14 protein-coding genes are annotated in these 14166 nt (G+C 69.0%); 2 read left to right on the forward strand and 12 right to left on the reverse strand.

All coding sequences use genetic code 11. The features are described 5' to 3' along the window. Positions 1 to 37: 37 nt before the first annotated feature. Both I004_RS0119700 and I004_RS0119705 read left to right on the forward strand, forming a co-directional pair. Entirely contained in the window at positions 38 to 1465 is a 1428-nt protein-coding gene (locus tag I004_RS0119700) for a phytoene desaturase family protein (RefSeq protein WP_028436916.1), read from the forward strand. Between the two features lie 191 nt (positions 1466 to 1656). Beyond that, positions 1657 to 2793, forward strand: a complete 1137-nt coding sequence (locus I004_RS0119705; RefSeq protein ID WP_028436917.1) for a glycerate kinase family protein — start codon at positions 1657 to 1659, stop codon at positions 2791 to 2793. Between the two features lie 88 nt (positions 2794 to 2881). On the opposite strand, the gene I004_RS34910 is transcribed toward I004_RS0119705, so the two are convergent. From I004_RS34910 to ccrA, 12 genes are all read right to left on the reverse strand, one after another. After that, positions 2882 to 3982, reverse strand: coding sequence for an acyl-CoA desaturase (locus tag I004_RS34910; protein ID WP_078511470.1), 1101 nt, complete (start codon positions 3980 to 3982; stop codon positions 2882 to 2884). An 85-nt stretch (positions 3983 to 4067) separates the two neighbouring features. Beyond that, positions 4068 to 4328: a hypothetical protein gene (locus tag I004_RS0119715; RefSeq protein WP_158677059.1), complete on the reverse strand. Its 261-nt coding sequence runs from the start codon at positions 4326 to 4328 to the stop codon at positions 4068 to 4070. Positions 4329 to 4333: 5 nt separating this feature from the next. Continuing rightward, on the reverse strand, positions 4334 to 4909 hold the full coding sequence (locus I004_RS0119720) for a DUF5994 family protein (protein ID WP_028436919.1): 576 nt from the start codon (positions 4907 to 4909) through the stop codon (positions 4334 to 4336). Between the two features lie 122 nt (positions 4910 to 5031). After that, positions 5032 to 5427: a DUF5994 family protein gene (locus I004_RS0119725; RefSeq protein WP_028436920.1), complete on the reverse strand. Its 396-nt coding sequence runs from the start codon at positions 5425 to 5427 to the stop codon at positions 5032 to 5034. Continuing rightward, positions 5418 to 5675, reverse strand: coding sequence for a hypothetical protein (locus I004_RS34915; RefSeq protein WP_051345214.1), 258 nt, complete (start codon positions 5673 to 5675; stop codon positions 5418 to 5420). The genes I004_RS0119725 and I004_RS34915 overlap by 10 nt, the downstream gene beginning before the upstream one ends. A gap of 469 nt (positions 5676 to 6144) precedes the next feature. Continuing rightward, positions 6145 to 6999, reverse strand: a complete 855-nt coding sequence (gene pssA, locus I004_RS0119735; RefSeq protein ID WP_028436921.1) for a CDP-diacylglycerol--serine O-phosphatidyltransferase — start codon at positions 6997 to 6999, stop codon at positions 6145 to 6147. Beyond that, complete coding sequence (locus tag I004_RS0119740) at positions 6986 to 7633, reverse strand: phosphatidylserine decarboxylase (protein ID WP_028436922.1); 648 nt, start codon at positions 7631 to 7633, stop codon at positions 6986 to 6988. The genes pssA and I004_RS0119740 overlap by 14 nt, the downstream gene beginning before the upstream one ends. A 169-nt stretch (positions 7634 to 7802) precedes the next feature. Continuing rightward, positions 7803 to 9017 (reverse strand): acyl-CoA dehydrogenase family protein, encoded by a 1215-nt coding sequence (locus I004_RS0119745; RefSeq protein WP_028436923.1) that lies wholly within the window; start codon positions 9015 to 9017, stop codon positions 7803 to 7805. Position 9018: 1 nt separating this feature from the next. Then, complete coding sequence (locus tag I004_RS34920) at positions 9019 to 9573, reverse strand: MaoC family dehydratase (RefSeq protein WP_051345215.1); 555 nt, start codon at positions 9571 to 9573, stop codon at positions 9019 to 9021. A gap of 5 nt (positions 9574 to 9578) precedes the next feature. Further along, entirely contained in the window at positions 9579 to 10562 is a 984-nt protein-coding gene (locus tag I004_RS0119755) for an HpcH/HpaI aldolase/citrate lyase family protein (protein WP_051345216.1), read from the reverse strand. Beyond that, on the reverse strand, positions 10559 to 12580 hold the full coding sequence (locus I004_RS0119760) for a protein meaA (protein WP_028436925.1): 2022 nt from the start codon (positions 12578 to 12580) through the stop codon (positions 10559 to 10561). Before I004_RS0119760 ends, I004_RS0119755 begins: the two co-directional genes overlap by 4 nt. Next, positions 12573 to 13937 (reverse strand): crotonyl-CoA carboxylase/reductase, encoded by a 1365-nt coding sequence (gene ccrA / locus I004_RS0119765; protein ID WP_028436926.1) that lies wholly within the window; start codon positions 13935 to 13937, stop codon positions 12573 to 12575. Before ccrA ends, I004_RS0119760 begins: the two co-directional genes overlap by 8 nt. Between the last annotated feature and the right edge of the window lie 229 nt (positions 13938 to 14166).

Here is a 14166-nt window from a genome sequence, read left to right on the forward strand (position 1 = left end):
GCGGCGCGCGACCTCATAGGCGAGGGGAGAGCCGACAGTGCCATCGATCCGTGACGCGGTCGTCGTCGGAGCAGGTCCCAACGGGCTGACCGCGGCGGTCGAACTGGCCCGACGCGGCTTCTCCGTCGAACTCTTCGAGGCGAAGGAGACCGTGGGCGGCGGAGCCCGCACGGAGGAGCTCACCTTGCCGGGATTCCGGCACGACCCGTGCTCCGCGGTGCATCCCACGGCAGCGGTCTCTCCCGCGTTCAACAGCATGCCGTTGGAGAAGTACGGGCTGGAGTGGCTGCACCCCGAACTGTGCATGGCCAACCCCTTCCCTGACGGCACGGCAGCCGTCCTCTCCCGTTCCGTCAGCGAGACAGCCGTCTCGCTCGGTCCGCGTGACGCGGGCACCTACCGGCGTATGGTCGAGCCGTTCCTCGCCAAGTGGGAGACCCTCGCTGCCGACTTCCTCGGCATGGGTTCCTGGTTCAACGGCCGCTTCCCCTACGCTCCGCTGCTGCTCGCCCGGTTCGGGCTGACGGCGCTGCAGCCGGTGAACCTGCTCAACCTCCGCTTCCGCGACGAGAAGGCCCGCGCGCTCATGGCCGGCCTCGGCGGTCACGTCATCGCCCCGCTGTCCACCCCAGCCATGAGCGGAGCGGCGCTGACCTTCGCCCTGGCCGCCCACAAGGCCGGCTGGCCACTTCCGCGCGGCGGCTCACAGGCCATCTCGGACGCTCTCGCCGCGTATCTACGCGCGCAGGGCGGGCAGATCCACACGGGCACGGAGGTGAAGCGCCTCGACGAACTGCCCCCGGCCCGCGCCTATATCTTCGACACCTCGCCGCGTGCGCTCGCCCGCATCGCCGGGCTCGGCAACGCCTACGACGGCTTCCGCTACGGCGCCGGCGTCTTCAAGATCGACTATGCGCTGGACGGACCGGTGCCGTGGACGTCCGAGGCGGCACGCCGCGCGGGCACCGTCCACGTCGGCCCGACGGCGGGCGCGATCGGCACGGCCCTCAAGGCAGCGGTCTCGGGCCACGCGCCGGAGCGGCCTTTCCTGATCACCGCCCAGCCGAGCCTCGTCGACGAGTCCCGGGCGCCGAAGGGCAAGCACGTCTTCTGGGCGTACGGGCACGTCCCGAACGGCTGGGAAGGCGACGCCACCGAGGCAGTCGAGGCCCAACTGGAGCGCTTCGCACCGGGGTTCCGCGACCTGGTGCTGGCGCGTGCTACGGCCGGGCCGCCCCAACTGGCCGCCCGCAACGCCAACTACGTCGGCGGCGACTTCTGCGCGGGTGCGGCCGACGGGCTCCAGCTTCTGATCCGTCCGAAACTGACGTCCGTTCCCTACAGCACCGCTCACCCCGCCGTCTTCCTGTGTTCCTCCTCCACGCCGCCCGGCCCGGGGGTGCACGGAATGTCCGGACATCATGCGGCTCGTGCCGTCTGGCGGGAGCTGCGGCGGCGTTCCTGAGGCCCGACGGGCGGCCGCGCCCCGGCGGATCTCCGTGTCCGGACCCTCGGACCGGGGAATCCGGGACCTTCGGCAGGGGAACCCCAGAAGGGCAGTCGTTGCATAGCCCATGGTGGCAGGGGGCCCGTGACGGATAAGGTCGCACCGGCGCGACTGCCTGTTCGAACGTAAACAGACCCAGGGGCAGAACCATGACGACGACGGCGCGCGTACTGATCGCCGCGGACAAGTTCAAGGGATCGCTGACGGCCGTCGAGGTCGCCGAGCGGATCACAGCAGGGATCAGGCGGGCGCGGCCCGGCGCGATCGTGGAATCGCTCCCCGTGGCCGACGGCGGCGACGGGACGGTGGCGGCAGCGGTCGCCGGCGGCTTCGAGCGCCACGAGGCGGAGGTCACCGGACCGCTCGGCGCCCCCGTCACCGCGGCCTTCGCGCTGCGCGAGGGGACGGCCGTGGTCGAGATGGCTGAGGCGTCCGGGCTCGAACTGATGCCGCCAGGCGTCTTCGCACCGCTCACGGCGACGACGCGCGGCACCGGCGAACTGCTTCTGGCCGCCGTCGAGGCGGGCGCCCGCACCATCGTCCTCGGCGTGGGCGGGTCCGCGACGACGGACGGCGGTGCCGGCATGCTCGAGGCACTCGGGGCCCGGTTCCTCGACGAGGACGGCGACCCCGTGCCGCACGGCGGCGGCCCGCTGGTGGAGATGGTCTCCGCCGACCTCTCGGGCCTCGACGAACGCCTCAAGGACATCCAGGTCGTGCTCGCCAGCGATGTCGACAACCCGCTCACCGGCCCGAAGGGCGCCGCCGCGGTCTACGGCCCGCAGAAGGGCGCGGGCGAGGAGGACGTGAAGGTCCTCGACGCGGCGCTGACGCACTTCGTGCAGGTGATGGGCGACTCGGTCGGGCCGAGAGCGGCGGAGACCGCGGAGGCACCCGGCGCGGGCGCGGCCGGCGGCATCGGCTACGGCGCGCTCGTCGGCCTGAACGCGACGTTCCGTCCCGGCATCGACGTGCTCCTGGAGGTGCTGGGCTTCGCCCACGCCCTCGAGAACGCCGACCTGGTGATCACGGGGGAGGGTTCGCTCGACGAGCAGACCCTGCACGGCAAGGCCCCCGCGGGCGTCGCCGCCGCGGCGCGCAAGGCGGGCAAGCCCGTCCTCGCGGTGTGCGGACGGCTGTCCCTCGACAACAAGGCCCTCAAGGGCGCCGGCATCGAGCGCGTCTACGCCCTCACGGACTTGGAGAAGGACACGGCCCGCTGCATCTCGCAGGCAGGCCCCCTCCTGGAACAGCTGGCGGAACGTCTCGCCGAGGATTGCCTCTGAGCGCACGGGCCCTCTCGTTGCCGCCTGACCCCGCCGGCCGGGCTCGCGGGGCCGGCCGCGCCGGAGGCAGCCGTCGCGCCGCCCGGTGTCACCGGGAGTGGTCCGCCCGGAGGGGCGCTCCGGCGTGGTGCAGGCTCCTGAGCGCCTGCCGGTATGAGGCGATGAGCCCGGTCTCGAGGTAGTCCACACCCATCTCCTCGCAGTACTGCCGGACGATGGGCTGCGCCTTGCGGAGCTGCGGGCTCGGCATGCTGGGGAAGAGATGGTGCTCGATCTGGTGGTTCAGTCCGCCCAGCGCGATGTCCGTGAACCATCCACCGCACACGTTCCGCGACGTGAGCACCTGACGCCGCAGGAAATCCGGGCGCTCCTCACCCCGCACCATCGGCATTCCCTTGTGGTTTGGGGCGAAGATGGAACCGAGGTAGATGCCGAACAGACACTGGTGGACTGCGAGGAAGGCCAGGGCGAGGACCGGCGGAAGCACCAGGAACAGCGCTGCCAGATACAGCCCGAAGTGGGCGAACAGCAAGCTCCCCTCCACGCCGCGCTTCTTCACCGCCCGGTTCCTCAGCGCTCTCACCCCGGAGACGTGCAGATTGAAGCCCTCCAGAGCGAGCAGCGGGAAGAACAGGAGTGCCTGAGTGCGCGCGATCAGCCGCGTCAGGCCCCGTGCTGACCGTGCCTGAGCCTGGCTCCACACCAACAGGTCGGGCGTGACGTCGGGGTCCAGTTCCTCATGGTTGGGATGGGCGTGGTGTCGGGTGTGCTTGTCCTGCCACCAGCCGTAGCCCATGCCGATGCCCAGGTTTCCGGCGAGCCGCCCGACGCGCTCACTCGCCCTGCGCCGCCGGAAGACCTGGCGGTGTGCCACGTCGTGGGCCACGAGTGCCACTTGGCCGAACACGAGCGCCAGGTACCCGGCCACAGCCAGGCTCCACCAGCTCTCGCCGAGCAGCAGGAACACGGCCCAGCCCACGGCGTACAGCACGATCACGAGCGTGATCCGCAGCGTGTAGTAGCCAGTTCGACGACGCATCAGCCCAGCGGCCACGATCTGTTTCGACAACTGTGCGAAGTCGCTTCCGGGTCGCGGAACGGTGCTCGTGCTGCGCGCCGGTTCGTAGGCGGCGCTGTCGGGGCGCCGGGAATTCTCAAGGGGGACGGACGGATGCGGTTGTGCGCTCATCAGACGCTCCTCGGAGCGGAAGTCATGAGGTCCCGTTCGCGTCCGTCGGCAGCGGCCTGCCGCCGGACGCGAACGGGAGCCTCGGTCATCGGCGGCGGTTGCCGCGTCGCCGTGAGGGATGGCGCCCGCGACCGCCGTCACGGTGGTCGCGGCGAACACGTCCGCGCAGCGACTGGGCCCGTTGGTGGCTGCGACCGCGCCATCCGCGGTCCTCCTCACCAGGCCGGAAACCTCCGTGCTGCATGCTCGCGAGCCGGACCGCCTGTCTCTGGTGGAGCCGGCGGATGACGAGTGAGCCCAGGACGCTGATCGCGAGGATGATGCCGACGGTGACCAGCGTGTCCATCACCATCACCTCCCGCCGGAGCGGTCCGGCACGGGCGGAACGCGTGGAGCGGACGCGGTCACGGGAGCGGAGCCGCCCTCGGATTCCCACGCCTCTTCCTGCGTGCGCTGTCCCTCCACGAGGGCTTGACCCGCGTTGTCTGCTGCGACGAGTTCACTCGCGGTGAGGCGGAGGCCAGTGTGAGTCGCGGCGGCCATGAGACGGGCGGCGGTCGCCGCGCTCGTCGCAGGTGGTATCACCAGCAGGTCCATGCGGCCGACGCGGTAGGACAGCAGCACGACCTTGTGCGGGTCCTGCTCCGCCTTGAACCAGCCGACCTTGACCAGATGGCCGGTGACCGGCACCTTGCGCGGGACGACCGGCCAGTGAGTGGGGTTCACGGAGATCCGCGTGACACGTCCCCACAGGCGGTCCAACACGTTCGTGAGGACGGGGAGTTCACGCAGGAGATTACGGGAGTGCGGCCACCAGGCTCCGTCCAGAAGGCCCGCAGGGGCGCCCTGCGGTTTGAGGGCGAGGCGGACCGGCGGTGCGGAGTAAGGCTCGTGGATCAGCTGAGTGCGGTCTGAGGTCACGTGCATGACGCGTACCTGACTCGGGCCGGTGAAACAGCCCGGTGTCTTCCATCACCAAGAACGGCACCCGTATGAGCAAGCGGTGCACGGAAAGCCCTCGATGTCGCCAGCCTACTCCGCCGCGAGGCTCAACGGGCGTGCCACGGCCTCGCGTTCCGGCGCGCCCACTCCGCGCCCGGGGGTGTGACCAGCAGGTCGCAGCGGCTCGCGTCGGAGCGCAGACGTATCGTGTGCGGGTCCGGGGTGACGTCGCACCGGTCGATCCGTACGCTGCGGTGCTCGTCAAGTGCCAGGGCCTCGGGGCGGATTCGCCACATGGAACGGCTGACCGTGACTCCGGTGATGCCAGGCCAGCGTTCCTCCAGTGCGGAGATGAGAGTGGGAAGCTCCCGGCCGAGGTCGTGTGAGCGGGGCCACCAAGTGCCGTCACACCACAGTGGTTCCGTGCGCGCAGGCAACAGAGCGAGGCGCACCGGGAGGCCGCCTGCCCGGTGCGGGTCCGTGAACCTCCCGGCTACGCCCATTTCTGCCCAGTTCCTGGCACCACGTGTCCGGGCGGCAGCAGGGACGGACCCTGGGGCAGTGCGTCGGCATCCACTGTGAGGTACAGACGGGTGCCTGTTCCGGTGTCGCCGGCGGGGTAGCTGCGTTGTTCCGTGCTCGCGAACCGTGCGCGCAGTGTCTGCGCCACCCGCCGGGCGACCTCGGGGGAGGCCGCGGTGATGCGGACCTCGGCGAGGCCTGGCCCGGGAAGGGAGTGCTCGTGTGCCATCAGCGTTCCTGTTCGTCGTGGGGGCGCTTTTCTGCCCTGCCCCGGGTGTCGAGGAGACGCTTCGTCGTCGGCCCCGCGCCCGACCGAGGCGGGGCGAGGAAGGGTCCACCTCGGAGTGATCAGAAGTCGCCGGCAACAGTTGAAGCGGATGGCTTCCGGCGATGGATGGGGCGTCGCTGCCGTGTCCGTGGGCGTCGTCGGGGGAAGCTGTGTCCGCCCCGGGCGTGATCGGTCATCGCGGACAATGCGCAGACCTGTCCCCGGCCGTTGGCGGCCGGCGTTGTCATTCGTCGAGAGCGGCGCCCGCGTGAGAGCAGACGTGCGAGGAACTCTCGCTGCCGACTGTACGGCACAGGAGAGCGGGCCCCTGCAGACCGCTGAACCGACGACAGTGGGGCCCGGGTCGAAACCCGGGCCCCAGCGTCGTTCCGTCCCCTGGCCGCGCCGTCGCGCCGCCGAAGTGGGCTCGCTAGCCCTGTGCGGCGGTCCTAGCGTCGCGGCGGTTGTCGCGGAAGGTGTGCACACGGCGGGCCGTCGCGAAGAGCGGGATGACGGCGCCGAGCACGACCTGCAGCGCGCAGCCGGTCTGCAGCAGCAGCTCGCCGCCGGGGGCGTCGAACGCCCAGGCCGCCAGCAGCCCCATGCTCGCGACGATCCAGCCGAGCATCGCCACAGCCAGCCGTCCGGTGGGCTTCGGGTACTCGACGCGGCTCACCATCAGCCACGCGACGCCCATGATGGCCAGCAGCGTCGGCACGAACGGCAGCTCCAGCAGCACGATCGAGACGACCGTCAGCGCTCCGAACGGCCCGGGCATGCCCTGGAACATGCCGTCACGCATGGGCACGCACGAGAACCTCGCAAGCCGCAGCACCACCGCCAGCAGCACCACGACGGCGGCAACCACCGACACATGCTGATTGGCGTCGTTGGCGACCATGCCCCACGTGGCCACGAAGAAGGCGGGCGCAAGGCCGAAGCTGATCAGGTCGGAGAGGTTGTCCAGCTCCGCGCCCATGGCCGAGCTGCGCAGCTTCCGGGCCACCAGTCCGTCGAAGAGGTCGAAGACCGACGCCAGCAGCATCAGCATCACGGCGGTCGCGGCACTGTGCCGGGCCATACCGCCGTCCTCGCTGCCCGTCAGATGCGGGATGAGGACGCCGGTGGTGGTGAAGTACACCGCCATGAATCCGCACGTGGCGTTGCCCAGCGTCAGGGTGTCGGCTATCGACAGCCGCGTGGAGAGCGGCATCTCGTCGTCATCGTCCGCCTCGGCCTCGGCGACCCAGGCGGCAGCCTGCGTATCGGGATCAATCACGGTCAAGGCGAGTCACCCCCGCTGTGGTGGCCTGTCCGACCTCGACGCCGGCCTCGACCCCTTCGGGGAGGTAGACGTCGACGCGGGAGCCGAACCGGATCAGCCCCACGCGGTCACCCTGCTCGACCTTGCAGCCCTGCGGCACGTACGGGACGATCCGGCGCGCCACCGCGCCGGCGATCTGGATCATCTCCACATCGCCGATCTCGGTGTCGAAGTGCCAGACGACCCGCTCGTTGTTCTCGCTCTCCTTGTTGAACGCGGGGACGTAGCCGCCGGGGATGTGCTCCAAGGAGGACACGGTGCCCGCGAGCGGAGCGCGGTTCACGTGGACGTTCAGCGGGCTCATGAAGATCGCGACGCGGGTACGTCCGTCGTGCCACGGCATGATGCTCTGCACCACTCCGTCGGCCGGAGAGATGACGCGGCCCTGTGCGATCTCACGCTCGGGGTCGCGGAAGAACCAGAGCATGCCCGCGGCGAGAGCTGTCGCCGGTACGGCGAGCGCGGCCGCCTTCTTCGAGCGGCGGGCCCGGAGGAGGCCGACGGCCGCAGTGGCCACGGTCGGCAGGAGCCACGGCGACGCTCCGCGCGCGATGCGGACTCGTCCGCGTGGTGCGGAGGATGGGCTGTGGGGCATGTATGACCTTCGTAGCGGAGGGAGCCGCGGCAACGATTGGGGGACGGCGGCTTTTCGGGATGTTATCGGTTACGGATGGCAACTGGCCAAGCCACTACGACAGTCCGTACCCGCAATCCCGGATCGGGATGTCGTCCCGGCTGGCAGGAAAACACCCCGAAAAGGGACATCACCCCTGGAAGCGATACTCCTCCAACAGGCGGCGGCCTACGATCATTTTCTGGATCTCGGCGGTTCCTTCACCGATCAAGAGCATCGGCGCCTCGCGGTAGAGGCGCTCGATCTCGTACTCCTTGGAGAAACCGTACCCGCCGTGGATGCGAAACGCGTCCTCCACGACCTCCTTGCAGTACTCGGAGGCGAGGTATTTGGCCATTCCCGCCTCGAGGTCGTTGCGCTGACCGGCGTCTTTCTTGCGGGCCGCGCCGACCATCAATGCGTGCGCGGCCTCCACCTTCGTGCCCATTTCGGCCAGCTTGAACTGGATTGCCTGATGCTGCGCGATCGGCTTTCCGAAAGTGTGCCGTTGCTGTGCGTAGTCGATGCCCAGCTCGAAAGCGCGCTGCGCGACACCGCAGCCACGCGCGGCGACATTGACGCGGCCGACTTCGACGCCGTCCATCATCTGGTAGAAGCCGCGGCCGGTCTCGCCGCCGAGTACCCGGTTCGCGGGCACCCGCAGGTCCTGCATGATGAGCTCCGTCGTGTCGACGCCCTTGTAGCCCATCTTGTCGATCTTGCCGGGGATGGTGAGCCCGGGCCGCACCTCGCCGAAGCCCGGCTCCTTCTCCACCAGGAACGTCGTCATCGACTTGTGCGGTGCCGTCCCCTCGGGATGACCCTCGTCCGTACGGCAGAGCACCGCGACCAGCGTCGAGGAACCGCCGTTGGTCAGCCACATCTTCTGGCCGTTGAGGACGAAGTCTCCGTCGTCACCGCCCTCGCGGACGCCCTTGGAGGAGATGGCCGAGACGTCCGAACCCAGGCCCGGCTCCGACATGGAGAAGGCGCCGCGCACCTCGCCCGCGGCCATCTTCGGCAGGAAGTGGTCCTTCTGCTCCTGGGTGCCGTGCTGCTTGAGCATGTACGCCACGATGAAGTGGGTGTTGATGATGCCCGAGACGCTCATCCAGCCGCGGGCGATCTCCTCCACGCACAGGGCGTACGTGAGCAGGGACTCGCCGAGGCCGCCGTACTCCTCGGGGATCATCAGGCCGAACAGGCCCAGTTCCTTGAGGCCTTCGACGATCTCGGTCGGGTACTCGTCGCGGTGCTCGAGCTCCGTCGCGACCGGGAGGATCTCCTTGTCGACAAAGCTGCGGACGGTGGAGAGGATCTCCTGCTGGATCTCCGTGAGGCCTTCCGTCTGTGCGAGGCGTCCCATCTCACTTCCCTCCCTTTGCTTTGTCCGTGCCGGAGGCGGACTTGCCGGAGGCGGACTCGCGCAGCTCGGGGCGGCCCGGCTGCTCGCCTCCGCGCTCCTTGATGTAGGCCTCCGTGGGCACCATCACCTTGCGGCGGAAGATGCAGACGAGCGTGCCGTCCTGGTTGTAGCCCTTGGTCTCGACGTGCACGATCCCGCGGTCGCTCTTGGACTTCGACGGGATCTTGTCGAGGACGGTGGTCTCACCGTAGATCGTGTCGCCGTGGAAGGTCGGCGCCACGTGCTTGAGCGACTCGATCTCCAGGTTGGCGATGGCCTTACCCGAGACGTCCGGTACGGACATGCCCAGCAGCAGCGAGTAGACGTAGTTGCCCACCACCACGTTCTTGCCGAAGTCGGTCGTCCGCTCCGCGTAGTTGCTGTCCATGTGGAGCGGGTGGTGGTTCATCGTGAGCAGACAGAACAGGTGGTCGTCGTACTCGGTCACCGTCTTGCCGGGCCAGTGCTTGTAGACGTCCCCGACGGCGAACTCTTCGTATGTGCGGCCGAACTGCATCCTGATCAGGCCTCCGGTGCTTCGAAGGACGTCGTGCGGGACATCCCGGCGGCGCGGCCCTTGCCCGCGATGACCAGGGCCATCTTGCGGCTCGCCTCGTCGATCATCTCGTCGCCGAGCATCGCCGAACCCTTCTTGCCGCCCTTCTCGGACGTGAAGTACTCGTAGGCGTCGAGGATCATCTCCGCGTGGTCGAAGTCCTCCTGGGAGGGGGAGAAGATCTCGTTCGCCGCCTCGACCTGCCCGGGGTGCAGCACCCACTTGCCGTCGTAGCCGAGCGCCGCGGCACGTTGTGCCACCTCGCGGAAGCCGTCGACGTCCTTGATCTGCAGGTACGGGCCGTCGATCGCCTGGAGGTCGTGCGTGCGGGCGGCCATCAGAATCCGCATCAGGATGTAGTGGTAGGCGTCGGAGGGGTAGCCGGGCGGCTGCTCGCCGACGACGAGGGACTTCATGTTGATGGACGCCATGAAGTCGGCCGGCCCGAAGACGATCGTCTCCATGCGGGGCGAGGACGCAGCGATCTCGTCGACGTTCACCAGGCCCTTGGCGTTCTCGATCTGCGCCTCGATGCCGATGCGGCCCACCTCGAAGCCCATCGTCGTCTCGATCTGCGTCAGGAGCATGTCCAGGGCCTGGACCTGCTGGGCGTCCTGGACCTTCGGCAGCATGATGCAGTCGAGGTTCTGCCCGGCGCCCTCGACGACGGTGATCACGTCGCGGTAGGTCCAGTGGGTCGTCCAGTCGTTGACGCGGACGACGCGCGTCTTGCCGGTCCAGTCACCCTCGTTGAGGAACTTCACGATGGTGTGCCGGGCGTCCGGCTTGGCCAGCGGCGCACAGGCGTCCTCCAGGTCGAGGAAGACCTGGTCGGCGGGGAGGCCCTGCGCCTTCTCCAGGAAGCGCGGGTTGCTTCCGGGCACGGCCATGCAGGAGCGCCGGGGGCGCAGCGTGCGGGATGCCTGGCCGGTGTCCGACGGGGCTGTCATGCGGGGACCTCCAGGGGGTCGAGCTTGTTCGCTGTGCGGATTTCGTTGACGATACGGCCGATGATCTCGGTGATGCCGAAGTCCTTCGGCGTGAAGACGGCGGCTACTCCGGCCTCGCGCAGCGCCACGGCGTCGGCCGACGGGATGATGCCGCCGACGATGACGGGGACGTCGTCCGCGCCCGAACGCCGCAACCTCTCCAGTACGTCCGGAACCAGCTCCGCGTGCGAGCCGGAGAGGATGGACAGGCCGACGCAGTGCACGTCCTCGGCGACCGCGGCCGAGGAGATCTGCTCGGGCGTGAGCCGGATGCCCTGGTAGATCACCTCGAAGCCCGCGTCGCGGGCCCGTACGGCGATCTGCTCGGCTCCGTTGCTGTGCCCGTCCAGGCCGGGTTTGCCCACGAGCAGCCGGAGCTTGCCGACGCCGAGTTCCCCGGCGGTCAGCTCCACGCGGCGGCGTACGTCGGCGAGCGTGGAGCCTTCCTCGGCGGGCACCGCCACGGGGGCGCTGCTGACGCCGGTGGGCGCGCGGAACTCGCCGAAGACCTCGCGCAGGGCGCCGGCCCACTCGCCGGTGGTCACGCCCGCCCGGGCGCATTCCAGCGTTGCCTCCATGAGGTTGGCGTCCGTGGCGGCGGCGTCCCTGAGTCGCTGGAGGGCGCGTGGCGCGGCGGCCTCCGGGGACTCGTCGCGAGTGGCACGCCAGCGCCCGATCGCCTCCGCGACCTGTGCCTCGGTCGCCGGGTCGACGGTGTGGATGGCCGTATCCAGGTCGGCGGTGAGCGGGTTCGGTTCGGTCGACTCGTAGCAGTTGACCCCGACGATCTTCTCCTCGCCGGACTCGATGCGGCCGCGGCGCTCGGCGTGCGAGGAGACCAACTCCGACTTCAGATAGCCCGATTCGACGGCCGCCATGGCCCCGCCGAGCTTCTCGATGTGCTCGATCTCGGCGAAGGAGGCCTCGACGAGTTCGTTCACCTTCGCCTCGATCACGTGCGATCCGGCGAAGATGTCCTCGTACTCGAGCAGGTCGCTCTCCACCGCCAGGACCTGCTGGATACGCAGCGACCACTGCTGGTCCCAGGGCCGCGGCAGGCCCAAGGCCTCGTTCCAGGCGGGCAGTTGGACGGCGCGGGCGCGTGCGTCCTTGGAGAGGGTGACAGCCAGCATCTCCAGCACGATGCGCTGGATGTTGTTCTCCGGCTGGGCCTCCGTCAGCCCGAGGGAGTTGACCTGCACGCCGTAGCGGAATCGGCGCTGCTTCGCGTTCTCGATGCCGTACCGCTCGCGAGTGATGCGGTCCCAGATGCGGGTGAAGGCCCGCATCTTGCACATCTCCTCGACGAAGCGGACGCCCGCGTTGACGAAGAAGGAGATCCGGGCCACGACGTCGCCCATCCGCTCCTGCGGCACCTGCCCCGAGTCGCGCACGGCGTCGAGTACGGCGATCGCCGTACTCATCGCGTACGCGATCTCCTGGACCGGTGTGGCACCGGCCTCCTGGAGGTGGTAGCTGCAGATGTTGATCGGATTCCACTTGGGGATGTTGCCGACGGTGTAGGCGATCATGTCCGTCGTCAGACGCAGAGAGGGGCCCGGCGGGAAGACGTGCGTGCCCCGCGACAGGTACTCCTTGACGATGTCGTTCTGCGTCGTTCCCTGGAGCTTGGAGATGTCGGCGCCGTGCTCCTCCGCGACGACCTGGTACAGCGCCAGCAGCCACATGGCGGTGGCGTTGATCGTCATCGACGTGTTCATCTGCTCGAGGGGGATGTCCTCGAACAGCCGCCGCATGTCCGCCACATGGGAGACCGGCACGCCGACGCGGCCGACCTCGCCACGCGCGAGGACGTGGTCGGGGTCGTAGCCGGTCTGCGTCGGCAGGTCGAAGGCGACCGAGAGCCCGGTCTGGCCCTTGGCGAGATTACGCCGGTACAACTCGTTGGACGCCTCGGCCGTGGAGTGACCCGCGTACGTGCGCATCAGCCACGGCCGGTCCTTGGCTCGCTCAGGCATGCTTGCCGTTCCGCTCGCTGTCGGCGTCCCTGAACAGATTGATCGAGCCGAGGTGCTTCGCGCGCTTCTCCGCGTCGCGGACGCCCAGGCCCTCCTCGGGAGCCAGCGCGAGGACGCCGACCTTGCCCTGGTGGACGTTGCGGTGCACGTCGTGGGCGGCCTGGCCGGTCTCCTCCAGGTTGTAGGTGCGGGAGAGCGTCGGGTGGATCTTGCCCTTGGCGATGAGGCGGTTGGCCTCCCACGCCTCGCGGTAGTTGGCGAAGTGCGAGCCGACGATGCGCTTGAGCGACATCCACAGGTAGCGGTTGTCGTAGGTGTGCTCGTAGCCCGAGGTGGATGCGCAGGTGACGATGGTGCCGCCCTTGCGGGTGACGTACACGCTCGCGCCGAAGGTCTCGCGTCCGGGGTGCTCGAAGACGATGTCGACGTCCTCGCCGCCCGTCAGTTCGCGGATGCGCTTGCCGAAGCGCTTCCACTCCTTCGGGTCCTGGTTGTGCTCGTCCTTCCAGAACCTGTAGCCCTCGGCGTTGCGGTCGATGATCGCCTCGGCGCCCATGCGGCGGCAGATCTCCGCCTTCTGTTCGCTGGAGACGACACAGATCGGGTTGGCGCCGCCGGCCAGTGCGAACTGCGTGGCGTACGAACCGAGTCCGCCGCTGGCGCCCCAGATGAGGACGTTGTCGCCCTGCTTCATCCCGGCGCCGTTGCGGGAGACCAACTGCCGGTAGGCGGTCGAGTTGACCAGGCCGGGGGCCGCGGCCTCCTCCCAGCTGAGGTGGTCAGGCTTCGGCATCAGCTGGTTCGTCTTGACCAGCGCGATCTCCGCGAGGCCGCCGAAGTTGGTCTCGAATCCCCAGATGCGCTGTTCCGGGTCGAGCATCGTGTCGTTGTGGCCGTCGGCCGACTCCAGCTCGACGGAGAGGCAGTGCGCGACGACCTCGTCGCCCGGCGCCCACTTGTTCACGCCCGCACCCGTGCGCAGCACGACGCCGGCGAGGTCGGAGCCGATGATGTGGTAGGGCAGGTCGTGCCGCTTGGCCAGCGGGGACAGGCGCCCGTAGCGCTCCAGGAACGCGAAGGTGGACATGGGCTCGAAGAGCGAGGTCCACACGGAGTTGTAGTTGACGGAGGAGGCCATCACGGCCACCAGTGCCTCACCGGGCCCCAGTTCGGGCACGGGGACCTCGTCCAGGTGCAGGGACTTGCGGGGGTCCTTCTCCCGGGAGGGGAGACCGTCGAACATCTCGGCCTCGTCCCGGTGGACGGTCACCGCCCTGTAGGACTCCGGGAGGGAAAGGTTCGCGAAGTCTTCGGCGGTCGTGTCGGACGCGAGGATCGCGTCGAGGATCTTGTTCACGGTAATGCCTCCGGCGAAGCGCTGTGGAAGAGGACGCTTTGAGGGTCGTCGGGTGTGAGGCAGTGCCGTCGGTTCGGCGGGTGATGCTGTTGGCGGCGCTGGTGAGCGCGGGTTGCCTGTGACGCAGGCGTCCGGGCGCGGACGGGTGTGGTGCCGTTGGGACGGGCCCGGACATGCATCAAGGTATGACACCCAGTGCCAGTGCACAAGACACTGCGTGCCAATAAAT

It is taken from the genome of Streptomyces sp. TAA486 (assembly GCF_000426165.1).